Source organism: Methylobacter marinus A45 (assembly GCF_000383855.1).
Taxonomy (GTDB): domain Bacteria; phylum Pseudomonadota; class Gammaproteobacteria; order Methylococcales; family Methylomonadaceae; genus Methylobacter; species Methylobacter marinus.
Genome location: NZ_KB912877.1, coordinates 3,437,258 through 3,461,952 on the forward strand (window position 1 = coordinate 3,437,258; position 24,695 = coordinate 3,461,952).

The following is a 24,695-nucleotide window of genomic DNA, read 5'->3' on the forward strand; positions in this document are numbered from 1 at the left end:
ATGCACATTCATAAGTAAATTCAATTTAGATGATAATAGTTTGACTAGGAGGCTGTCGGATGAAAATCAACAAAAAACATAAGACATTGATTTTTAATAATAAATTTTTTAACTGCTTTTTGTTAGGAAAGTATTTTTCAAATTATTTCAATGCCTTGCTAATCCAGATGAATCATAATCCGACAGTCTCCTAGGAGTTTTTAGTGTTATCGGTTAAAGATGGTAATCTCATTATTATCCAATACTGACAGGGTGGTTTCAGATAGTGATTTCTTATATTTTAAACACTCAAAGTTAATATATTAAAATCTAACATCTTTATATGAAATAAACGAATAAAAAGTATGAAAATTACATTTGTTGTGCCCTCATTAAACTTTACCGGTGGAATACGTGTTGTATCTATTTATGCAAAGCTTCTTGCTGAACGGGGGCATATTGTTACCGTTGTCTCGCCAGGTGAAAAGCTGCCAACGTTAAAAGAAAAAATAAAAGAAACAATAAAGTGGAAAGGATATACGTTTAAATCTGGGTTTAATCGTTCATTTTTTGATAATGCAGACTATGATTTGAAGCTGTTAGATACACATCGACCAGTAACCAGCAACGATGTCCCTGATGCCGATGTTATTATTGCAACATTTTGGAATACAGCGGAATGGATATCTGGTTATCCCAGCAATAAAGGTGAAAAGATATATTTTATTCAACATTATGAAGTGCACCCTTGGTTACCTATAGAGAGAGTAAAAGCAACTTATAATCTCCCATATAAAAAAATTGTGGTTTCTCAATGGATTGCGGACGCTTTATCGGTGTTGCATAATGTTGTTGATATACAGATTGTTCCTAATGGTGTTGATTCTAAGCAATTTTATTCCCCTGTACGCAATAAGCAATCTAATCCTACTTTTGGGGTAATGTACTCTCCTCGTTCTTATAAAGGGTGTAATATTGCCTTTGAAGCATTTGCTATTGCAAAAAGAAGTAATCCAGATATGAGGTTAATTGCTTTTGGTTCAACAGAACCGGAGCAGATTTTTTCATTACCAACGAGTACTGAGTATTATCGTTTACCTAAACAGAATGAATTAAAAAATATCTATAGTAAGTGTGATGCGTGGTTGTTTTCTAGCATATCAGAGGGTTTTGGTTTACCAATTCTAGAAGCTATGGCATGTCGCACTCCAGTAATAGGGACAAAAAGCGGTGCCGCACCGATGCTAATAAATGAAATGAATGGTTTTTTAGTAGATATTAATGATGCATCTGCTCTAGCTAAATCAATGATTACTATTTCAGAAATGAGCAATAACGAATGGAAACTTTACTCTGAGTCTGCTTATTTAACTTCAATAAAATATAAATGGACAGAAGCTGTTGAGATGTTCGAAAGTGCATTACTTTTAGCAAAATCCGGGCAGGTTTCCGTAGGTAGCAGAAGGGTTAAAAGATGAAATCTGAATTAATGTGTTTGCTGCAACGTAATCCATGTGTTTATTATGGGTTTATAGGCCGTAATAATTTAGGTGATGAAGCAATATGGCATGCAACAAGGATACTGTTTAAAGAGATAAATCTACATGCAATTAAGCAGACAAGATTTAACCTTATAAATTCCTTACTTGGAAATAAAGATAAACATTTGACTGTACTGGGAGGGGGGACTTTAATTGGTGACAATAAAAGCGATGGTACAAATCCATTTAGAGAACAATTTGTTTGGCTGAGTAAAACGGCAGGCCACAAGATAGTGTTCGGAACGGGAGTTGGTGCAATTGATATAAATGGTAATACACCAAGTTGGCTGCTGGATTGGAAGTCATTGTTATCGGATTGTGAATATATCGGTGTCAGAGGTGAACAGTCTAAAAAGGTATTACAAACAATAGGAATCGAATCTGAGGTCATTGGTGATTCTGCATGTGCATTGGCACTACCACATAGAAATCCTGTGCAAAAAAAAGTTATAGGTGTCAATGTCGGTGCTCGAACAGATTTACTTCCAAAGGAAGGAGTTGCTACTTACGCTGAGTTTATTGGCAGCAAATATGATGCCGGGTGGCAGGTTGAGTTTTATGTAATAAATCCTGCCGACTACGCTTTGACAAAAAATTTCATACATCAATGTGGTATTGATCATCCAGTAATAATTTCTGTTTATAATGATACAGAAAAATACCTTCACAGAGTACGTGAAACACATTGTTTTATTGGTACCAGATTACACTCAGTTATTTTGGCATCGTGCGCCGGTGTTCCATCTATTATGCTTGGCTATGCTAGCAAATCATATGATTTTATGGAGTCAATCGGTATGGAAAAATTTAATATTTTTATTAGTGAATTAACTATTGAAAAATTAGAGCGAGCCTTTGATGATCTATTAACTGATACTACGGGTTTGTCTAATGATATTTTGAGCCGACTTGTGTTTTATAAAGATATTCAAGAATATAAAGCCAAGCAAATTATTTCTAACCTATAAATAATGAAGTCTATTATGGGTAGCCTGATTATAATTCCAGTACTAGAATGTACTTTAAATTCAAAACAGCAGCTATGTTTAACAAAAAAATTTATTGATGGCGTCATAGAATATTGCAAGTATTGGAATGGGGATGTTAAAGCGCTTTTGCGTGTAACAAAAAAACCTAGCACAAATATGGATGAAGTAGTAATTGAAACGCTAGATCTCCCATTTGAGATAAGGATTATTGATTTTAATATTCGTGAAGAAGATATTGAAGATGCTTCGATTGTTTTGGCTGGAATGTCTTATAAGAATGTAAGTATAAGTAGTTTATGTCAATCTTTAAAAGTTCCTTGTGTATATATTACTGAGTATTCATTGAATACCCAAATACAAATTATTGAAACGAGCAGAGTTAATTTTTTATTAAAAATTAGAAGGATAACTTGGGCAATTCTGCAAAACTATAAACAAAAAAAATCAATAAAAATAGCATCTGGAGTTCAATGTAATGGCACTCCCACTTATAATAAATATAAAATAATCAACAATAATGCCTTGCTCTATTTCGATAACAGAGTTAAGCCCGAACAAGTCATTAGCCATGATTCATTAGAACATCGCTTAGAATATTTAGAAAAAAATAAGCCTATTAGATTGGCTTTTTCTGGCAGACTCATTGAAATGAAAGGTGCAGACCATCTAATTAAAGTAGCACGTGAGTTGAAGGAAAATAATTTTCAGTTTAATTTTTCTATCTTCGGCTCTGGTGTTTTAGAATCTGATATAAAAAAAAATATAATTAAGTACGGACTAGATGATGTTGTATTTATGCGTGGTGTACTTGATTTTGAATCAGAGCTTTTACCGACAATTCAAAATAATGTAGATTTATTCGTATGTTGTCATCGGCAAGGTGATCCGTCGTGCACTTATATAGAAACTTTAGCTTGTGGTGTTCCCATTGTTGGATATAGTAATGAAGCATTTGATGGGATTTTACAGTTAACAGATATTGGTCATTCTGTTAAGATGAATGACTATTCTGCACTTTCAAATATTATTATTTTCTTGTCAAAAAATAGGGATAAACTGGTAAATTATTCCTATAATGCTGTGAGTTTTGCTAATAATAACTTATTCGATAGCAACTTCAAAAAAAGAATTAATCATTTGAAAGTATTATGTCGGCAATGAGCAATGTGAATACCAAAAATAAATTCTTATTGGTTATTGTTATCATTAACTACAAAACTCCTCAATTAACAATCGACTGTCTCGAATCTTTACTCCCGGAATTAAGTGATTTATCTGTTAAAGTAGTTATTGTCGACAATAATTCACAGGATGATTCTTGTGAGCGTATACAAGGCTGGATAGATCAAAAAGATGTTTTGCGACAGGTCGACTTAGTTGCTTCAATTGAGAATTCAGGGTTTTCAGGTGGAAATAATCGTGGCATTTGTTATGTCGAAGCTGATTATTATTTATTACTAAACAGTGACACGTTAGTACGAAAAGGAGCGATTGCTTTATTGCTCGATACAGCTTGTAAAAATAAGCAGGCGGGTTTGGTGAGCCCACGGCTTGAATGGCCAGATGCGACACCACAAGAAAGCTGTTTTCGCTATCACTCGCCAGTCAGTCAACTCATCTCTTCGGCGAAAACAGGCTTAATTACAAGAGCTTTCAAAAAATTTGTCGTTCCGCAACCTGTATCCGATACACCATCTTTTTATGACTGGACAAGCTTTGCCTGCGTCTTGGTACGGGCGGAGGTATTTGAAGAGATAAGCCTGATGGATGAAGGCTATTTCATGTATTTTGAAGATGTGGAGTTTTGCCAGCGCGCTGCAAAAGCCGGCTGGCGAGTACTTCATCAGCCTGCTGCCCATGTTGTGCATCTTCGGGGCGGTACTTCGCCGCTTAAATCTCAAGCTAGATTGCGCAAACGGTTGCCGCGCTATTTTTATGAATCAAGAACGCGCTATTTTTATCAGGCTTATGGTAGATCAGGCTTGTTAGCCGCCAATTTGTTATGGACTTCAGGCTGGCTAATTTCATCATTGCGCCGCTTATTGTCATCGGCCTATACGCCTGATATCTCGGAACGCCAATGGCGAGACATATGGACGAATTTTACAAATCCCCTAAAACAATACGTTCACCCGGATAATTATGATAAAGCCTGATTTTATTATTATCGGCGGCATGAAATGCGCTACCAGTACCTTGCACTCCCAATTGGCTCTGCAGCCGGGTATATTTATGTCAATACCGAAGGAACCCAATTTTTTCAGTGATGATGATCAATTTGCTCGTGGATTGGAGTGGTATGCGTCACTTTTTGAAAGCGCCGGTCCGAATGATATCTGCGGCGAGTCCAGCACACATTACACCAAGTTGCCAACGTATCCGCATACTGTGCCCAGGATTGGACAGGCTCTTGAGAACACGAAATTTATTTATGTAATGCGCCATCCGATCGATCGTTTAGTATCGCACTATATGCACGAATGGTCGCAAAAGGTGATTTCCTGCGACATAGAAGAGGCTATAGAGCTCTATCCCGAATTGATTGAATACAGTTGTTATCATCGGCAACTGAAACCTTATTTCGACGAATTTGGTGTTGATGCCGTTTTGCCGGTTTTTTTTGATAACCTTAGAATTAATCCGCAAGCCGATTTAGAACGAATTTGTCAATTTATTGGTTACAGTCAAAAGCCTGTATGGAAGGAAATTCCTGCTGAAAACATTTCTAACGAGAGAATCCGTAAGTTTCCTTTTTATGATTTGTTAGTCGATTCAGAATTGGCGACTACGCTGAGGCGGAATTTTATACCGCAATCCATGCGTAATAAGGTTAAAGCATTATTTACGCTGAAGCAGCGCCCAACCCTCTCCGATTCAGCCCGCCAGAAATTAGAAAGCATTTTTGATGAGGATTTGCGTTTATTGGGTGATCAATTGGGGATTGATTTAAACTGCCGTAATTTTAAACAGGTCACAGCTTCAATAGCACCGGAATGGAAGCGTTTATGAGTACAAGCGATATTGGTGTTGTTGTCATAGGCAGAAATGAAGGTGAGCGATTGAAAATCTGTCTGCAATCGCTGCTAAAAGCTGCCAGCAAAATTGTATATGTCGATTCAGGGTCTCAGGATAATAGCGTACAAATGGCGAAAGGGATGGGGATCAATGTCGTCGAACTGGATTTGACTATTCCGTTTACTGCTGCCCGCGCAAGAAATACAGGCTTTCAATGGTTATTGAATAATTACCCTGATATCAATTATGTACAGTTTGTGGATGGTGATTGTGAAATTAATTCCAGCTGGTTAACAACAGCAAAAAAATTTTTAGACGAGCAGAGTGCTTATGCTGTTGCTTTTGGGCGGCGGCGGGAACGTTATCCGGAAAAATCGATTTATAATCTATTGTGCGACATGGAATGGAATACGCCTGTCGGAGATGCTAAAGCCTGTGGCGGGGATGCATTGATGCGAGTAGCCGCACTGGCTGCTGTAGAGGGTTATCGGGACGATTTGATTGCTGGTGAAGAACCTGAATTATGTGTGCGCTTGCGAGCCGCCGGTTGGCGAATAAGGCGGTTGGCAGAAGAAATGACCCTGCACGATGCGGCGATAACTCGGTTTAGTCAGTGGTGGAAACGTGCGCAGCGCGGTGGTTATGCCTTTGCCGAAGGTTTTTTTTTACATGGTGCAACACGGGAACGCTTTAGGGTCAAGGAATCGCGTAGCCCTTGGTTGTGGGGCTGTTTTATTCCGGTTGTGGCGATAAGCGTAGCGTTTTTTAAAGGGATGGCGGGATGGAGCCTTCTGTTAGTCTATCCGTTACAGGTTGGGCGCCTGGCTTTGCGGGGTGAGCAGGTGCCCAGGAATAACTGGTTGCGGGCATTTTTTCTGGTATTAGGTAAATTTCCAGAGTTGTTGGGGCAACTTCAGTTTATATGGAATCGGTTGGCGGGTAGAAAAGGTCGGTTGATTGAGTATAAATGAGAAGGTGGTGCTTAATGGTTTCGTTAGGGGGGCTGATATTATTTCCCGAAATGGAATAGCCGAGTCAGACAGGGTTTGGGCTCAACCGACGGCTTAAGATGCCTTAAGGCCAACCGGTATGGATGAGTGTAGGTCGGGTTAGCTATAGCGTAACTCGACGCTCGAAATTAAAGGTTACGTCTTAGGAAAACGTATAGGGAGAAAATTTAATGTTAATGAAAAATTCATTCGGGAAATAAAAAAAACAGATTCGCTATTTGATATTTACTATGAGGTTATTGGTTCAGATAACCTGTTAGCTTGGAAGTTTAACCCACATAATAAAAACTCCATGGAAAAATTAGATAAAAACATAGTATGGCATAATGCCACGATCACTCGCGCCAAAAGAGAACAGTTGAACCAGCACCGTTCCATTGTACTTTGGTTTACCGGCTTATCCGGGGCAGGCAAGTCCACATTGGCCCATGCGGTCGAAGACAGGTTGCACCAACTTAATTGCCGTACTTTCGTATTGGATGGCGATAATGTCAGGCATGGTTTGTGTGGCGATTTAGGCTTTAGCGATCAAGACCGTCGCGAAAATATCCGCAGAGTCGCCGAACTTGCCAAGTTGATGCTTGAAGCGGGCGTTATTACATTGACGGCTTTTATCTCACCTTTCAGAGCGGAAAGGGATCTAGCCAGAAACCTGCTGACTTCCGACGATTTTATTGAAATTCATTGCGCCTGCAGCCTCGATGTTTGTGAAAAAAGGGATGTGAAAGGGTTGTATAAAAAAGCCCGTCAAGGTGAAATCGCTAATTTCACAGGGATTTCATCTCCCTACGAAAGGCCTGAAAACCCTGAGTTAACTATTGATACTGGTTCAATGTCCCTGGATGAATGCGTGGAACAGGTTTTGGTTTTGCTGAAAAACAGGAATGTTATTTGATTGCTATGAAGGCGAAAACAAATGAATTTTGATGTGTTTAATGGGGATGCGGATGGCATTTGCGCGCTTGTTCAGTTACGTCTCGCTAGACCGTTGGAATCCACTTTAGTCACGGGTCTTAAACGTGATATCCAGCTATTGCAAAGAGTTGATGCCAAAGCGGGCGATCAGGTGGTGGTGCTGGATATCTCCATGGATAAGAATCGAGACCGTTTAAACAAGTTGCTCGAACAGGATGTGGATGTTTTTTATGTCGATCATCATTATCCGGGGGAAGTGCCTGTGCATTGCCGGCTGAAAAGCTTGATTGACACGAACGCGAACACTTGTACTAGTCTGCTTGTCGATCAGTATCTTGAGGGGCAATTTACCGCCTGGGCTGTGGTTGCCGCCTTCGGCGATAATTTGAGCGATAGCGCAATCCGGGCGGCCAGTCGGCTTAATTTATTGGATAAGCAGTTAAAGCAGTTGGAAATGTTAGGCATTTGCTTAAATTACAACGGCTATGGGGCAAGTCTTGATGATTTGCATTTTTTACCGGATTCCTTATACCGACAGCTTGTGCTTTATGCTTCACCGCTTGATTTTATTGCTGACAGTCGGCTTGTTTATGATCAGTTATTGTCGGGATATGAGGATGACATGAACCGTGCCCGAAGCGTTAAAGCCGAATACCAATCGAATGCTGTCGGGCTTTATATTCTGCCCGATGAGAAATGGGCGAGAAGAGTGAGCGGTGTTTGGGGGAATGAGCTTGCCAACCAGAATCCTGATATAGCACATGCTGTTCTGACGCACAATGTGCATGGCGGTTATCAAGTCAGCGTTAGAGCGCCGTTGAATAATAAAGCCGGTGCCGACGAACTCTGTTCAAATTTTCCTAGTGGCGGTGGTCGAAAAGCCGCAGCCGGTATTAATAATCTTGATGAAGACCAATTATCTGTTTTTATCGAAGCATTTAAGGAAAAGTATAAGTAGGATTTTGTTTTTAAGGTTGGCGATCCTATTTTAGAGTCTGCTTTCTCTGGCGCATTTATCGACCTTTGACTTTAAATAAAAATGGATTGACTTGAGTAAACGGTTTATCAGTAGATTTGTAAACTTAGAATAACTGCACGATGGCAAATAATCAAAAATCAGTAGGGGTTTCCGCCGAAGTACCAAATTGGTCGCGCGAATATAAAAAAACTTTTTCGTGGAACCCGTCTCGCTCCCTTCTGGCAAGTATACGAGATTACCAGCGGAACTCTAAATCGCGAAATCCTTGGCGGGTATTGTTGAAAAAAGTCGCAGTAATACGTCACCGTTTCTGGAGTGTGCTAACCGGAGCCGATATTCCTATTAATAGCCAAATTGGAGGTGGATTACTGTTGCCTCATCCTAATGGGGTCGTGATTCACCCAGACTCGAGGATTGGTCCAAATTGTCTTATTTTCCAACAGGTAACTCTCGGTACTCGAAATGGAGAAGGGCCGCCAAATATCGGTGGTCACGTTGACATTGGTGCAGGTGCAAAAATTTTGGGTGCAGTTACGATAGGTGATCATGCCTGTATCGGTGCGAATGCTGTGGTTTTACAAGATGTTCCGGCGGGTGAAACGGCGGTAGGTATACCAGCCAAAATTATTTAGCGTCAACGCTAAAAAATAGCATTTGATTTTATAAGTTTACGTTTATAAATCTTTATTTTGGCCGCCCCGGATGGTTTGTTTTTTAATGCAATCTGACTTTCCACTAAGGGCTAAATTAATACATAATGGTATGCTTAATACGGAGTAATAATTCAGTCCAATAAATATCTGATAGTATTCATTTGGGATCTTATGTTCGGATACTGGTAATGTGAAGCAGCAAGAATATCCAGATCAGTACAATGAATGGTATTTTTAAGATTTTTCTCACTTGAAAAGCTATTTATGGTAGTCCTGGCCAAATAATTAATAAAAAATTTAAATAACGGATATGAATAAAAATTTGAAAATTGCAATAATTGGCTTGGGCTATGTAGGGTTGCCTTTAGCGGTTGAATTCGGTAAAAAAATTCCCACATTGGGATTTGATATTAATCAAGCCCGTGTGAACGAATTATTAGCGGGGGTAGATTCTACGTTAGAAACATCCAGGGAAGAGTTGGCGCAGGCAACTATGCTCACATGCACATCGGACGACGCTTTATTGGCTTCATACAACGTTTATATTGTAACCGTTCCCACACCTATCGATGGAAGTAAAAATCCGGATCTTTCGCCGGTCAAATCTGCTACAAGTCTGATAGCCAAATATCTCAAGGAAGGCGATATTGTCATTTATGAGTCGACGGTTTATCCAGGAGCCACGGAAGAAGTATGCGTGCCGATTCTTGAGAAGATTTCCGGGTTGATTTTTAATCAGCATTTCTATTGTGGCTACAGTCCTGAAAGAATTAATCCCGGCGATAAAGAACGACGGCTGACTAATATCCTTAAAATTACCTCAGGTTCCACGCCCGAAATCGCAACCGTTGTTGATGATTTATATAATTCAATTATTACCGCCGGAACGCATAAGGCGAGCAGTATTAAAGTGGCCGAGGCGGCAAAGGTCATTGAAAATACCCAGCGTGATATCAATATTGCCTTAGTGAATGAGTTGGCTCTTATATTCAATCGTGTCGGCATTGATACTCAAGAGGTTTTAGAGGCTGCGGGCACCAAATGGAATTTTTTGCCTTTTCGCCCTGGTTTGGTCGGCGGGCATTGCATCGGTGTCGATCCTTATTACTTAACGCATAAGGCTGAGGCATTAGGCTATCATCCACAATTAATTTCCGCCGCCCGGCGCATTAATAATGATATGGGACTGTTTGTCGTCGGTGAAGTCGTAAAACTCATGGCAATGAAAGGTATTAGTATTGTTAATTCAAAAATATTAATGCTGGGCCTGACATTTAAGGAAAATTGCCCTGATTTAAGAAATACCCGAGTTGTGGAAATGGTCAATGAATTGAATATTTACCATGCCAATGTCGATATTTATGATCCTTGGGTGAGTAAGGAAGAAGCTAAGCATGAGTACGGCATCGATGTGATAGATAAGCCGGAAGCTGAAACCTATGATGCCATTATTATTGCTGTTTCACATGATCAGTTTAAAAAGATGGGAGCGCATGGAATAAGGGCTTTAGGTAAGGAAAATCATGTTATTTATGATATTAAATACCTATTGCCATCTGATCAGGTGGATGGTCGATTGTAACCAATTGAGTTTCAAGCCAAGAGAAAAACTACATGGCAAAAGTGGCAATAGCGCAAGCAGGAGCGGATCGCTATCAGGTTTTGGATGGATGGCGCGGTCTGAGTATATTAATTGTACTATTTGCCCACTTGTTGCCTCTAGGACCAAAAACCTGGCAATTAAATCAAACAGCCGGCCCATTGGGAATGAGTCTGTTCTTTACCTTGTCCGGGTTCCTGATAACAAATTTTTTGTTGAAAAAACAAAATGTTTTGGATTTTCTAATTAGAAGACTATTTCGTATTGTTCCATTAGCCTGGTTATATATCGTTATCGTATTGTTTTTAGCTGAGTCGGGTATAAACCAGTATCTGGCGCATCTTTTCTTTTATGCCAACTGGCCGCCTATGCAATTAACTTCAGTGACGAGCCATCTCTGGAGTTTATGCGTTGAAATGCAATTTTATATAGGAATTGCTTTTCTTGTGCTTCTTTTGAAAGGGCGCGGATTATTGCTTATTCCTGTGCTTTGTTTAATTGTGACATTATATCGGGCTCACGATGGTGTGCATGTGGCCATAAATACTTGGTACAGGGTTGATGAGATTCTTGCGGGAGGAGTTTTAGCGCTTTCTTTTAACGATAAATTGGGAGAATATCCAAAGAAGTTCCTAGGATGGATAAATCAATGGATATTAATTGCTCTTCTTTTATTATCTTGCCATCCTGAAAGTGGATTTATGAATTACTTTAGGCCTTATTTAGCGGCTATGTTAGTCGGTTCAACATTATTCAGGTGTTCATCTAATCATATATCCCGATTAATGAATAGTAAGATTCTTTTCTATCTAGCCTCAGTTTCATACGCGCTTTATGTTATTCATGGAGGATTACGCTATACATGGCTTGGCGAAGGCGAAATAATTGAAAGATATATAAAGCGTCCGTTGTTATTTGCTGTTCTTTTTGCTCTCGCTCATATGTCAACTTTTTATTACGAGAAAAAATTTATTTCATTCGGCAAGGCACTTTCTTTAAAAATACAAAAGAAATCTCAGCGCAAAATAATGGCAAATTGATATCGGCTATAAGATAGCTGAATAAAGTTTTTTGTAATACAAATTCAGATTAGGGTATATATGACTAATAACATTTCTAATTATCTAATAGTATCGCCATGTCGCAATGAAGCAGACTTCATGAAAAAAACACTGGACAGTGTTATTGCGCAATCAATTCAACCAAAGTTATGGGTGATAGTCGATGATGGATCTACAGATGAAACGCCGGCTATTTTGGCTGATTATGCGAGCCGTTATCCATTCATCAAGATTGTAACGCGCACAAATCGCGGCCATCGTAGCGTGGGGCCGGGCGTGATCGAGGCTTTTTACGAAGGTTATGATTCAGTTGATTCAAACCAGTTCGATTTTATTTGTAAGCTGGACTTGGATCTAATCATGCCGCCCCGGTATTTTGAGATTTTAATTCAGCGAATGAATGAAAACCCCAGGATAGGTACTTGTAGTGGTAAGCCTTATTATGTGGATAAAAACAGCGGCAATTTAATTAGTGAAGGTTGTGGCGATGAGAATTCAATCGGGGCTTCAAAATTTTATCGGCGACAATGCTTCGAGCAGATTGGCGGCTTTGTCCGGCAAGTCATGTGGGATGGGATCGATGGCCATCGTTGTCGGCAGTTGGGATGGATTGCCATTAGCTGGGATGAGCCAGATTTAAGGTTTACTCATTTACGTCCGATGGGATCGAGTCAGCAGAATATTTTTGTGGGGAGGATGCGACATGGGTTTGGCCAGTATTTCATGGGCACCGGAATGATCTATATGCTGGCCTCTGCCTTATATCGCATGACGCGTCCTCCTTATGTGATAGGCGGGCTGGCCATGTTCTGGGGATATTTAAACAGCTTGTTAAAAGGTGTGCCGAAATTTGAGGATGAAGAGTTAGCCAAGTTTATAAGGAAATATCAATGGGCTTGTTTGCTGAGAGGCAAGGAGCGAGCTACTGCCGAGTTAAATGAGCAGCAGGCTGCGGCTTGGAAAGGCTGATTTAATAATTTAATTAAAACTATGAAGAAAAACAAGCTAGCCTATCTTGCCCCTGAGATTCCTGCGTTATCGGCAACTTTTGTTTATAACGAAATTTTTCAGTTGGAGCAGTTAGGTTACTCCGTCGTGCCGTTTTCAGTTCATCGACCTGGCGTTCCTGTGTCCGACAAAAAACTGACTGATTTGGAAGCGAGCGTTTTCAATTTGTATGCGCAAAAAAAACACGTTGTACTAAAAGAGAATGTTTTGTTTTTGTTGAAGCATCCGCTTCGGTATTTGATTACGCTGAAGATGCTGTTATCGGATATGTTCAAGGTGGGTATTTTATCCCGAACGGCAAGTGGCCTAGCTTTTCGCTTTTTTTATTCGGTTGTGCTTGCCAGACAGCTTTTAGGACATGGCGTTCAGCATATCCATGTGCATTTTGCTCATGTGCCTGCCGATATTGCCATGTATGCGGCTTCCTTGTCGGATATCTCTTTCAGTGTGACGGCTCATGCCAATGACCTGTTCGAAAGGGCGTGGTTATTGGCTGAAAAAGTCAAAAGAGCAAAGTTTTTTGCAACCATTTCTGAATTCAATCGGGAGTTTCTTCGCCAGCAAGGGTGTAATACTGATCAGATCGTGGTTGTCCGCTGCGGAGTGGATGCCGAACAGTTTCTCGGCAGGAAAAAAGCGGACTCGCCCGGCATACCTAAAATCGGATTTATTGGCAGATTGGTGGAAAAGAAAGGCGCCGATGATCTGTTGCTTGCCGCCAGTGAATTAAAAAAGCAGGGCGTAAGATTTCAATTGGTCATTGCCGGATCAGGCCCCTTGCAGGGCCAATTGACGGAATTAACCAGGGAGTTAGGCCTGTCTGACGACTGCGTCTCTTTTACCGGAGCGATCGCCCACTCTGATATCCCCGATTTTCTTAGTGAGCTGGATGTTTTTGTCTTGCCCTGTAAGAAAGGCACCGCTGGGGATATGGATGGCATTCCGGTAGTGCTGATGGAAGCCATGTTGACTGGGGTTTCTGTCATCTCCACCCACTTATCGGGCATCCCGGAACTGGTTATAGACCGTGAAACGGGTTTATTGGTTGAACCGGGGAATAAGATACAGCTTGCAAATGCAATCCGTACTTTAATTGAGGATAAAACCTTATCAAAACAATTAAACCTTAATGCGATTTCGAAAGTTAAAAAGGAATTCAATTTAAAGGACAATGCCGGCCAGCTTTCCAGACTCTTTGAAAAATACGTGGTTTCAGCTTAAGCTTTTGATTTTCCATTAACTAATTATAAAAATCATTCAATGGAAGCCTTCTATAGTCAATCCTGGTGTCTTTGCGGTTTACCTTTCGATGTGGTGGACACGTCTTCTGCAATTTCAGCTCTTAAGCGGGCAATAAAGGAAGAAAGGCCGTTTTTCATATCGACCCCCAATCTTAATTTTCTGATTGCGGCGCAAACGGATAAAGCTTTTCGGGAATCGGTTATTAACAGCGACTTATCGGTGGCCGATGGCATGCCGTTGATCTGGATGGCCAGATTATTAAAAATCCCTTTGCCGGAACGCGTGGCGGGTTCCAATCTGATGGAAGCCTTATTTGCGGAAAAAAATGGTACGCCCATACGGGTGTATTTTTTTGGCGGCGAGCCGGGCGCCGGCGAGCGGGCTTGCCAGGTCATCAACCAGGCTAATGCGGGAATACGTGCCGTGGGGCATTTTTGTCCCGGCTTTGGCACTATTGAAGCAATGAGTATCGATGACATCATTGATGAAATCAATCGGCATGAGATTGATTTTTTGATTGTTGCCTTAGGCGCCCGGAAAGGGCAGGCCTGGATTGAGAAAAACAGGCATCGGTTAAAAGCGCCGGTAATCAGCCATTTGGGCGCGGTGATTAACTTCTTTGCCGGAACGGTGAAGCGTGCGCCGGTCTGGATGCAGCGTATCGGGCTGGAGTGGTTATGGCGTATTCTGGAAGAGCCCTCATTGTGGAAACGCTATTTTTTCGATGGCCTACGATTTGTAAAATTGTTAGTGGTTAATGTAATTCCTTATGCCGTTTGGATAAGGTTTAATCAGAAAAAATTAAATGAAACCAGGCCGGTCGTGATTAATACTGAAGAAGATGATCATAATATTAAAATTTATTTGATCGGCGCGTGTATAGATAAGACAATTGCTGAGCTAAGGCCGGTTTTTAAAGAGTGTGTGGCAAAAAAGAAAAACATTCTGATTGATTTACAGGCTGTGCCGGTAATTGATGGGGCATTTTTAGGACTTTGCTTGTTACTTTATAAGCATTTGAACGAGCAGGGCTGTCAATTAAGCTTTCAAAATATCAATCAGCAAAATAAGAGAATTTTTAGATGGAACCTGGTCCATTTTCTAATTCCATAACTTTTAGCGCTGTTCTAGCAAGGGAATAATAATGAATAAGAATCCAGTCCTCTGGAAATTCGATTATCGATATCTGGCGTTAATCAGCTTTGGTTTGTTGCTGTTGTTATTTGCGTTTGCCGGCGGGTTGCAGGAATTGGTTGTCCGGTGGGACAAGCAGGAAGAATACAGTCATGGCTATATTCTTCCGTTTATCACGCTGTACTTTATCTGGCAGCGGAAGAACCTTATTCAACGGTCTGGCTTTTCACCTTCCTGGATGGGGTTCGGCATTGTTTTTTTGGCGCTGATTGTATTTCTGGTGGGCGAGATCAGCGCGCTTTATATATTGATTCATTACGCCTTTATTGCGGTATTGATGGGCATTGCCTTGGCGATTATGGGATGGCCCGCGGTCAAGCCGGTTATCGTGCCGATTCTGCTGCTGATTTTTACTATTCCGTTGCCCTATTTTCTTGAAGCCAGCCTTTCCGCCAATTTGCAGCTGTTATCGTCCAAAATGGGCGTGTACTTTATTCGCTGGTGCCAAATTCCTGTTTATCTGGAAGGCAATATTATTGACCTGGGCAGTTACAAATTGCAGGTGGTGGAAGCATGCAGCGGCTTGCGTTATCTTTTTCCGCTGATGAGCCTGGGGTTTATTTGCGCCTATCTGTACGACACGACATTCTGGAAACGTGCGCTGGTCGTTTTATCGACGATTCCGATCACCTTGTTCATGAACAGTTTCCGTATAGCCATGATTGGCGTGCTGGTGGATAACTGGGGTAATGCCATGGCGGAAGGCTTTCTGCATGATTTTGAAGGCTGGGTCGTTTTCATGGCTTGTCTGGGGATTTTAATAGTGGAAATGCTTGTGTTGGCCAGGATTGGCGAAGACAGGCGGCCTTTTGCCGAAATCTTCGGGTTGACTGCCGATCAGCCTGCCAGCGCTGCGGCCGAGGTAAAAATCAGACCGCTATCGCTTCCTTTTTCCGCCATCGTTGCCGTTCTGGCGGTGGCTACCGTGACGGTGTTTTCTATCGATAAACGCGATGAGGTCTTCCCCGAGCGCAAAAATTTCCCATTGTTTCCGATGCAGTTGTCGTCCTGGCAGGGCCGGCATGCCAGCATGGAAGACAGGGTGATCAACAAGCTGGGCCTGTCGGACTATATTCTGGCCGATTTCAAGCAGGATCAGGGCGCGCCGGTGAATTTATACGCGGCTTATTACGCTTCCCAGAGAAAAGGCATTTCTCCGCATTCGCCGCGCGTTTGTATTCCGGGCGGCGGCTGGCAGATTGCTGATATTGAGCGGAAAGATCTGGGCCATCTGGCGGTGAACCGGATTGTGATCAAGAAAGGCGAAATGACACAACTGGTTTATTACTGGTTTCAACAAAGAGGGCGGTCATTGGCGAATGAGTATCTAATGAAATGGTACTTGTTTAAAGATGCGCTATTGTTAAATAGAACCGACGGGGCGCTGGTACGCCTGACTACGATGGTTAATCCCGGTGAAAATCTCGATCTTGCCGATCAGCGCCTGCAGGTTTTTGCCAAAGAAGTTTTGCCGGTTCTGCCGCAATATATTCCTGAGTAAATTTTTTTAAATAAAGGATAAGTGATGCAAATAGTTAGAACTCTGTTATTGACAGGAGTGGCCTTGAGTTTTCAGGCTTGTGGCGATGCTACCGAAAAAGCGCAGCATTATTTGGACAGTGGCAAGGAGTTTTATAGTAAGGGAAATTACGATAAGGCCAAAGTTGAGTTTAAAAATGCATTGCAAATTAATAATAAACTCTCAGATGCCTATTTTCATCTGGCGTTAATGGATGAAAAAAAACAGAATTGGAAAGGCATGTTCGATAATTTGTCGCAAGTAGTCAAATTGTCGCCCGATCATGCCGAAGGCCACAGAAAGCTTGGACAGTTACTATTGTTGTCCGGTCAAACCGATAAGGCAGCGGCCGAAGCGGAAACCCTGCTGAAATTAGCCCCCGACAATGCCGATGCTTTTGTATTGAAAGCCACTGTTTTATTAAGACAAGGCGACCGGAAGGCGGCTTTGGAAGCGGCTGACAAGGCACTGGCTCTGGCTCCGGGCAATACCGATGCCATCAGCTTAAAAGCGGTCACCTACATGGAAAGCGAGGATTTTGCCAAGGCACTGGCCATGGTCGAGGATGCGCTTAAAAACAAGGCTGATGACTTGGCGCTTAATCTGCTGAAACTGCAGATTGACACGAGACTCAATAAACCGGAAGCGGTGGTGGCGGATTATCAGACTCTGATCAAGAGCTATCCCGATAATCTGGATTTCCAGTATGCATTGGCGAAGTACTATGATGAAACGGGAAACGAGGCCGATGCCAGATCGATTTTACAACGAGTGATTGATGAACATTCTGACGATGTGAAACCAAAGCTGGTTATGGTGGATTTTTTAAACAAAAAATCGCCCGATGAAGCGGTAACATTATTGCAGGGTTATATCGCGCAACAACCCGATAATGCCGGATATTATTTGCCGTTTGCGAAATTGTTAATCAGTCAGAATAAATGGTCGGAAGCAAAAGAATCGCTTAACTGGCTGATCGATAACAGGCCGGAAGACAAGGAAAGCCAGGCGGCCAAGGTTTTGCTGGCAAAAATAGCCGTTAATGATAAGGACAACGATGCGGCGCTGAAGATGGTTGACGAGGTGCTTGCGGTTAATGCGGGCGATTATGAGGCATTATTGCTGCGGGCCAGAATCAAGTTGCTTAACGGCTCGAACGATCAGGCTGTTTCCGATCTGCGCGGCGTGTTGCGCGATTATCCGAAATCCGATGAAGCGCTGGTTTTATTGGCTAACGCTTATGCGAAACAAGATGCGCATGCGCTCGCCAATGAAAACTTTCGTAAGGCGCTGGAAATTAATCCCGCAAATTTTGCCGCGGTTATGCCTGTGGTCGCTCAAATGATCAAAAGCAAGGACATCATGAGAGCTGATGAGATTTTGCAGAAAGCATTGGCGGTACAGCCTGATCATGCAGGGGCTTTACAAGCCCTGGCGCAAGTCAGGCTGTTAAAGAAGGACTGGCTGGGCACCCAGAAAGTCGCCGACTTGATTTCCACAAAACCCCAAGGCGAGGGCTTCTCAAAATATCTGGGCGGCAAGGTCTCGGAAGGGCAGGGCCTGTATGAAGACGCAATTGCCAAGTACAAAGATGCCCTGGCTGTTTCTCCGGGATTGTCCGATGCCTTGATGGGATTGATGCGCAGTCATGAGGCGCTCAAACAGCGTAAAGAAATGTTTGCGTATCTGGATAAGTTCATCAAAGCCAATCCCGACAATACCTACCCTCTGATCTTGAAAAGCCAGTTGCTTGTGCTCGATAAACGCCGGGACGAAGCGCTTGGCGTGCTGTCGGGAGCGATTGATAAATGGCCTAAAGTGGCCGAGTTTTATCAGGTTATGGCGGGCATTCACACCGCCAATCAGGATCGCGACAAAGCCATCGCAATATGTAAAAAAGGTCTGGAAAACGACCCGGACAATGTCAGCCTGAGAGTGCTGCTCGATCATTATAAAACCAAGGAGAATATTGAACGCGCCGTAAAACTGGCCGCACGTTTTGAAAAATCCGAACAGCCTTATTTTCACGATACCTACGGATGGGCGCTTTTAAACAGCGAGCGCAACGACGAAGCCTTGAAGGTGTTTAAGGATGTGGTTGCAAAAATGCCTGAAGTTGCTGTTTTTAAATATCATTTAGGCCTTGCTTATCATAAGAAAAATAACAGCGCCGCCGCTATCGCCGAACTGGAGCAGGCGCTGGCGATAGGCGAGAAACAAGGGAATTTTATTGAGAAAGAGGCCGTGGAGAACCTGCTGAAGGAGATCAAAGCCGAACAGCCGGCGTAGCTGAAAATTGCTATTGCAGCTTATTAGCTGATGTTGTTGTAGGTGCGAATTTATTCGCACTGCCTGTATATTGCGGATGTCACGGGTCGAATGAATTCGCCCCTACAGCTGCGTAATTCAGCTAATTATAGGCACCACACACCGTGTTGCATGAATACAAATCGTAGGTCGGGTTAGCGTAGCGTAACCCGACTGCTGTTAATCAGTCAGCCTTGTTATGACGAGTAAAATTTGCAGAGTATTCATAGCGTGCGAATAGTACGAATAGTGCGAATGAATTCGCACCTACAGTTCAACCGTCATGATTAAATGACTATGTGCTAGCTTCGCGTAAAAGATGGTTTATTTTGCAAAAATGCAGGTCGGGTTACGCTGCGCTAACCCGTATGCGCTACGATCCAGCCGTAACATGCTTTTAATGGATCTATGGAACCTGCAGGTCTGATCATCGATCAGAGAGTAATCAGTTAGACTGTTTATGAACGATTCCCATTGAGTTTGCCGGAAGAATAATAAAAAGGGTGCGAAAGATGGGCGCTCACATTCGTCTTCCCATACAAACTCAAGTTAATTTAGAGGTTTATGTCCAAATTCAGCAACTGGAAAGCCTGGTCAGGGAAAATCAACAACCCGCTTTCGAATGCTTCCGATTATATCGACAAGATCACCAAGCCGCAGATCGATCAAGCCCAGGAAGACAAAATACAAGCCATCAGGGAACGCTTGCCGGTGCCGGTATTCTGGTTATTGGGCAAGACGCAGAGCGGCAAAAGTTCAATCATCAAGGCATTGACCGGTTCATCCGCCGCCGAGGTCGGCAATGGTTTCAAACCGTGTACACGCACGGCCATGCTGTTCGACTTTCCCGACGCCGAAACGGCATTTCTGCGTTTTCTCGATACCCGAGGACTGTCCGAGCAAGGCTATGATGCCAGCGAGGATATGAAATGGTGCGAGCAGAAGTCGCATCTCGTGATCGTCGTGATCAAGGCCATGGATCACCAGCAGGAAGCGGTTATTTCCGCGCTAAAGCAGGTTCGCAAAGCCCATCCGAAATGGCCCATCATCATTGCCCAGACCGCGTTGCATGAAGGTTATCCCAACCGGACCATGGGCCATATCCAGCCTTATCCGTATGCTGGCGGTCGCATCGCCGAATCGGTGCCCGCCGACTTGCGCTGTTCATTGTTAAAGCAGCGCGAAGACTTTGCCGGCATGAATGCTGCCTTTGTTCCGCTTGATTTTACCTTGCCGGAGGACGGATATGCGCCGGCGGATTATGGATTGGATGCCTTGTGGGATGCTATCGAGCAGGCCTTGCCGCTAGGTCTTCGGGGCATGCTGGAAAACCATATCGGCGATATCAATGACGTGTACTGGCAGGCCGCGCACCCGCATGTCATCGGCTATTCGATTTCAGCCGGACTGGCAGCCGCGATCCCGGTGCCGGCGGCGAGCCTGGGCACTGTGGTTGCGATTCAGGGTAAATTGTTTCACAGCATTGCCCATGTCTATGGCCTGCCGCTGACCCGGCAAAGCATCAGGGAAATCATCAGCGCTGTCGGCATGGGCGTTTTGGCGGGCATGGGCGGTCGCGAACTGCTCAAGCTGATTCCTGCGTACGGGCAGACGGTCGCGCTTGGCGTCTCCGGCGTTTACACGGCGGCTGTCACCTATGCGTTAGGTAAAACGCTGTGTTTTTATTTCAACAGAACCCAACAAGGGAAAGCGTTACAGGCCGATATGCTGCGCGGCGTGTTTAAGGAAGAATTCGCGCGCGGCAGCGAATTGTTGCGCGATTCGATAAAAAAACAGGTTTAACGATGCGTCTTCCTGCAAACTGGCCATGGACTATTGTACTTCTGCTGGTGATCTTGCCGTGGCTTGCCCTGGCGGGGTTGGGCGGTTTCTGGCTGTGGCAGAACCAGTATCTGATCGAGGGGTTCTTGGCTCTGGCTTCATTTTACGGCGCCGCCACCTTGCTAAACCTCTGGCTGAAGCATCGGCAGATAGAGCCGTTTCAGTTACCGGCCGTGCAGGCGGATGAGCGTTGGTCGCCGGCGGCGGAAGCGATCTGGGCTGAGCTGGACAAACTGGCGGAAGAACTCAACCCGGCCGATTACCCGCTGACCGACAGCACGCGTTTGCTGCAGCTGGCTCAGCAGGTTATCCGCAGGGTGGCCAGGCATTTTCGCCCGAAAGCGGGCCAGGCCGAACTCGATATCCCGCTGCGCAATATTCTGTTCATCAGCGAGCAGGTCAGTCGCGATATGCGCCAGTTATTGGATGAAAGAATCCCGTTCAGCCATTTGCTGACCATTGATGAAGGCCTGAAGCTCTGGAAATGGAAACAAAAGCTGGAAAGAGGGCATTTCATCTATCGCATAGGCAGAATGGTGTTCAGTCCTGCCACCGCCATACCGGCTGAACTCTCGGTGTTTTTTCAGGGCAAGGTCAAGCAATATCCCAAGGGACTCCTGGAGCAGTGGTTGCTGCGGACGCTGGTCAAGAAAATCGGTTATTACGCCATTGCCCTGTATAGCGGCCAACTGGCGCCGCCGAAGTTATTCGAACCCGGGCAACCGGAACCGGCGCCCGAACTGAAGCAGCCTCTGCGCATCCTGGTGGCCGGACAATTGAAAGCGGGAAAATCCAGCCTGATCAATGCACTGCTGGGTGAAATGCGCGCCGCGACGCATGTCCTGCCGCTTACCGACGACTTGACGATCTATAAACTGGCGCAGGATGACAGCGGCGAAGTGCTGATTTTCGACAGCCCCGGCTATGGCGAGGACAGCCAGTGGTTCGAGAAAGAGCCCGAGCGCGCCCTGGGCGGCTTTGACCTGGTCTTGCTGGTCTGCTCGGCGACACAGGCGGGACGCGAGGCTGATGCTTTGTTTTTGACCGATTTGCGCAACTGGTTTGACCAGCGGCTGCACCGAAGCCTGCCGCCGGTTCTGGTTATTGTCACCCATATCGACCAATTGCGCCCTTTGCGGGAATGGCAGCCGCCTTATGACATACAGGAGCCGCAAAGCGAAAAAGCGCGCAACATTCGGGAGGTTGTGGAGACAGTCGCCGAAACCCTGCACATTCCTGCGGCCGATTGCATTCCGGTCAGCTTGCAAACGGGCGCCGACTATAATATTGACGCCATCTGGACGGCATTGGCGGGCAAATGGCCTGAAAGCAAACGTGCCCGGTATCTGCGCTGTCTGCCCGAGGGCCGGGGCAAAGAGAAACTGCGCATGATATGGGCGCAAATGGTAAACCTGATCAGGGTATAATCAGCAGGTTTCAGGATTGGGTTAAAAATAACTTTTCGATTTGCAGGTGGGGCCAAGCTTTATGCAGGAGCGATTTCCCCGCTCATGGCGGTTGTCAACCAATTCAGGTTATTTCACGCACTTCCTTGAGCAGCAGGCACACGGTTGCCGAAATTGAATTGCCGGCATGGTAAGCCGCGCGGGCGGGATGTTGCGCAACAGCAGAATGAGGCCGCTGAACGGGCTTCATAAGTTTTTTACGCGGTATAAATAATAATGATGGAAAAACACGAAACGCTGGTCATTTATCACGCCGATTGCCTGGATGGGCTGGGCGCCGCCTGGAGCGCCTTTTGCAAGCTGGGCGAGCGAGCGCGCTATATCTCCGCCCGTCATGGCGATGAGTTTCCGGCGTTCGAACCGGGAGCGACAATTTACATCCTGGACTTTTCCTATCCGCCGGAACACTTGCTCGCCGCCTCGAAGCAAGCCGGCCAAATCATTTTGATCGATCACCATATTACCGCCATGGAGCAATGCGAGGCTTTTTTTCAACGCCTGGCGCCTTCCGAACCGACGCCCGATCAGGCACCGTCTCCAGCCGTTAAAATAGGGACAGAGCCGATGCCGGACAATCTGTTTCTCCATTTCGATATGAACCGAAGCGGTTGCGTATTGGCCTGGCAATATTTTTTTCCCGAGCGCCAGCCTCCTAAAATTCTGCTGTACATCGAAGACCGCGATCTCTGGCGGTTCAAGCTGGACGGCACACGCGAAATAACCAGCGCGCTTTATGAAAAAATGCCGATAACGCTGCCGGAAATGAGCGCGATCGATCCGGATGAGTTGCGGGAGATAGGCCGGATATACCTCGATATCCATCATAAAATAGTCAACAGGCTGGCGAAAACCGCGCACCGGGTCACGTTGAAGGGAAAAAAAGGCCTGGCCGTCAATGCGCCATCCTCTTTCTCAAGCGAACTTGGGCACGTATTGGCCGAGAAATCGGGGACATTCGGCCTGACCTACCAGTATGATGGCAGAAAGCAGAAATGGCAGTTTTCGCTTCGCTCTATCGGCGATTACGATGTCGGCCATTTGGCCCAGGCTTTCGGTGGAGGCGGACATAAAAATGCCGCCGGGTTTGTATTGGACGATAATCCGTTTATCACGCGCAAATCATTCTAACCGGACCAAATCCGGGTATCGGCAGCGGATATTTTTTGAAAACAAGAGCGGGCAGCTTTAACAGGCTGCCTCCGATATAATCGATGGAGATTAAAATGAGTATCAAGAACATCGTACTGTTGCTGGTTATTTCCAGCATGTTGCAAGGCTGTGTCCTGACCAAGGTGGTTTCGGTTCCAATGCGATTGGGCGGGGCCGTGGTTTCGATAGTACCGGGCGTTGGCAACACCGCGCATGATGCGATTGATGGCGCGGCCGAAAGTGTCGACGATATTCCGATATAGTCGATTACCGGAAAATAGCGGATAGGCTGGGTTGGAGCTTTAGCGGAAACCGGGCATGGGCGGCTTCGAATTGCCGGGTTTATCAATCCAGCCTACCGTGCTTATAATCTGGTAGGGTACGCACTGCGTACCTTTTGGATTTAATTCATCTGAATATTTTAAAAAATGGTACGCGATGCGTACCCTATCTGGCTGGCAATTCCCACGGATTGATGCCATACCGTAAAATGAACAGACGCGTAGGGGCGAACCTGTGTGTTCGCCCTTGCCCAGCGGTTCGCCTTTGGCTAGCGGTTCTCCGATAGCCTGTTGTGCACCCGAAACAGCAGGGCGGACACGTAGGTCCGCCCCTACAATGCATCCATATGATATAGACGCCCCCCTGAGCCGGGTTATGGCTATTGCCTGCCCGGCCGGGCCGTTGAGTTCAGTCTTCCTCGGATTTTATGATTTTGCCAGTTGCCGCATCGATTTCGACTTCCATTTCGCGCCCGTCCCCTGTTTTGATGTCAATCTCGTAAACCGCGGTGCCGTCGGATTCAATCTCATACTCAACCTTTTCAACAATGCCGGGATAAGTTGCCAAGGCGGTTTTACGGGCTTCATCTTCATCGATTTTTTTCACGGCAGCGAAAGCGGGATGATCGGCATTCGGAAACTCCTGTTCCTTCTCAACTATTTTGCCAGTTTTATCGCATTTAAACTCCCACTTGCTCCCGTCGGCTGCCTGCAGGTCGATCTCATACATCTCGACGCCTTCTTCCTTTTCCAACTCGATTTCAACGATTTCGCCTTTTGCCTGCTCGCTGGCGGCTTTTCGGCAGGCGTCCATTGCCGCATTTTCTCCGGCTATTGCCGTCGCACTCATGATCGCCATTAATCCGCCCAGGTAGAATGCATAGTATTTGATATTCATTGTATATACCTCGCTGAAAAATAAACCTGAATTACAATTATTAGCCA

Annotated in this window: 21 protein-coding genes; 20 read left to right on the top strand and 1 reads right to left on the bottom strand. The window is 44.6% G+C overall.

All coding sequences use genetic code 11. The features are described 5' to 3' along the window. Positions 1-344: 344 nt before the first annotated feature. The 20 genes from METMA_RS0116400 to METMA_RS0116490 all read left to right on the top strand — a co-directional run bounded on the left by METMA_RS0116400 (position 345) and on the right by METMA_RS0116490 (position 23,732). Complete coding sequence (locus METMA_RS0116400; protein WP_020160198.1) at positions 345-1,457, top strand: glycosyltransferase family 4 protein; 1,113 nt, start codon at positions 345-347, stop codon at positions 1,455-1,457. Beyond that, a complete protein-coding gene (locus METMA_RS0116405; protein ID WP_020160199.1) occupies positions 1,454-2,488 on the top strand; it encodes a polysaccharide pyruvyl transferase family protein in 1,035 nt (344 codons plus the stop codon). The genes METMA_RS0116400 and METMA_RS0116405 overlap by 4 nt, the downstream gene beginning before the upstream one ends. A 3-nt stretch (positions 2,489-2,491) precedes the next feature. Further along, entirely contained in the window at positions 2,492-3,670 is a 1,179-nt protein-coding gene (locus tag METMA_RS24860) for a glycosyltransferase (RefSeq protein ID WP_020160200.1), read from the top strand. After that, on the top strand, positions 3,658-4,665 hold the full coding sequence (locus tag METMA_RS0116415) for a glycosyltransferase family 2 protein (RefSeq protein WP_198014526.1): 1,008 nt from the start codon (positions 3,658-3,660) through the stop codon (positions 4,663-4,665). The genes METMA_RS24860 and METMA_RS0116415 overlap by 13 nt, the downstream gene beginning before the upstream one ends. Next, entirely contained in the window at positions 4,652-5,518 is an 867-nt protein-coding gene (locus tag METMA_RS0116420; protein ID WP_020160202.1) for a sulfotransferase family protein, read from the top strand. The genes METMA_RS0116415 and METMA_RS0116420 overlap by 14 nt, the downstream gene beginning before the upstream one ends. Then, positions 5,515-6,495, top strand: a complete 981-nt coding sequence (locus METMA_RS0116425; protein WP_027147395.1) for a glycosyltransferase — start codon at positions 5,515-5,517, stop codon at positions 6,493-6,495. The genes METMA_RS0116420 and METMA_RS0116425 overlap by 4 nt, the downstream gene beginning before the upstream one ends. A 331-nt stretch (positions 6,496-6,826) precedes the next feature. Next, positions 6,827-7,429 carry an adenylyl-sulfate kinase gene (gene cysC / locus METMA_RS0116430; protein ID WP_020160204.1) on the top strand — a complete coding sequence of 201 codons (603 nt, stop codon included), beginning with the start codon at positions 6,827-6,829 and terminating at the stop codon, positions 7,427-7,429. 21 nt (positions 7,430-7,450) lie between these two features. Beyond that, positions 7,451-8,407 (top strand): hypothetical protein, encoded by a 957-nt coding sequence (locus tag METMA_RS0116435; RefSeq protein WP_020160205.1) that lies wholly within the window; start codon positions 7,451-7,453, stop codon positions 8,405-8,407. A gap of 140 nt (positions 8,408-8,547) precedes the next feature. Beyond that, a complete protein-coding gene (locus METMA_RS26600) occupies positions 8,548-9,060 on the top strand; it encodes a serine O-acetyltransferase (protein ID WP_084254149.1) in 513 nt (170 codons plus the stop codon). A gap of 331 nt (positions 9,061-9,391) precedes the next feature. Beyond that, positions 9,392-10,663: a Vi polysaccharide biosynthesis UDP-N-acetylglucosamine C-6 dehydrogenase TviB gene (gene tviB, locus METMA_RS0116440; protein WP_020160206.1), complete on the top strand. Its 1,272-nt coding sequence runs from the start codon at positions 9,392-9,394 to the stop codon at positions 10,661-10,663. A 32-nt stretch (positions 10,664-10,695) separates the two neighbouring features. After that, positions 10,696-11,721, top strand: coding sequence for an acyltransferase family protein (locus METMA_RS0116445; protein WP_020160207.1), 1,026 nt, complete (start codon positions 10,696-10,698; stop codon positions 11,719-11,721). 60 nt (positions 11,722-11,781) lie between these two features. Then, on the top strand, positions 11,782-12,711 hold the full coding sequence (locus METMA_RS0116450) for a glycosyltransferase (protein WP_027147396.1): 930 nt from the start codon (positions 11,782-11,784) through the stop codon (positions 12,709-12,711). A gap of 21 nt (positions 12,712-12,732) precedes the next feature. Continuing rightward, positions 12,733-13,971 (top strand): glycosyltransferase family 4 protein, encoded by a 1,239-nt coding sequence (locus METMA_RS0116455; protein WP_020160209.1) that lies wholly within the window; start codon positions 12,733-12,735, stop codon positions 13,969-13,971. A gap of 39 nt (positions 13,972-14,010) precedes the next feature. Beyond that, complete coding sequence (locus tag METMA_RS24865; RefSeq protein ID WP_051114361.1) at positions 14,011-15,105, top strand: WecB/TagA/CpsF family glycosyltransferase; 1,095 nt, start codon at positions 14,011-14,013, stop codon at positions 15,103-15,105. Positions 15,106-15,136: 31 nt separating this feature from the next. Continuing rightward, the gene (gene xrtD / locus METMA_RS0116465) at positions 15,137-16,687 is read left to right on the top strand and encodes a VPLPA-CTERM-specific exosortase XrtD (protein ID WP_020160211.1); all 1,551 of its coding nucleotides are present in this window, start codon (positions 15,137-15,139) and stop codon (positions 16,685-16,687) included. 24 nt (positions 16,688-16,711) lie between these two features. Then, positions 16,712-18,994: a tetratricopeptide repeat protein gene (locus METMA_RS0116470; RefSeq protein WP_084254150.1), complete on the top strand. Its 2,283-nt coding sequence runs from the start codon at positions 16,712-16,714 to the stop codon at positions 18,992-18,994. A gap of 582 nt (positions 18,995-19,576) precedes the next feature. After that, on the top strand, positions 19,577-20,815 hold the full coding sequence (locus METMA_RS0116475) for a YcjF family protein (RefSeq protein WP_020160213.1): 1,239 nt from the start codon (positions 19,577-19,579) through the stop codon (positions 20,813-20,815). Between the two features lie 2 nt (positions 20,816-20,817). Continuing rightward, a complete protein-coding gene (locus METMA_RS0116480) occupies positions 20,818-22,281 on the top strand; it encodes a GTPase family protein (RefSeq protein ID WP_020160214.1) in 1,464 nt (487 codons plus the stop codon). Between the two features lie 255 nt (positions 22,282-22,536). Then, entirely contained in the window at positions 22,537-23,448 is a 912-nt protein-coding gene (locus tag METMA_RS0116485) for a DHHA1 domain-containing protein (protein ID WP_020160215.1), read from the top strand. Positions 23,449-23,543: 95 nt separating this feature from the next. Next, entirely contained in the window at positions 23,544-23,732 is a 189-nt protein-coding gene (locus tag METMA_RS0116490) for a DUF6726 family protein (protein WP_027147397.1), read from the top strand. Positions 23,733-24,159: 427 nt separating this feature from the next. Here the strand turns inward: METMA_RS0116490 and METMA_RS0116495 are convergent, their stop codons facing one another. Beyond that, positions 24,160-24,648: a PepSY domain-containing protein gene (locus tag METMA_RS0116495; protein ID WP_020160217.1), complete on the bottom strand. Its 489-nt coding sequence runs from the start codon at positions 24,646-24,648 to the stop codon at positions 24,160-24,162. Positions 24,649-24,695: the final 47 nt, after the last annotated feature.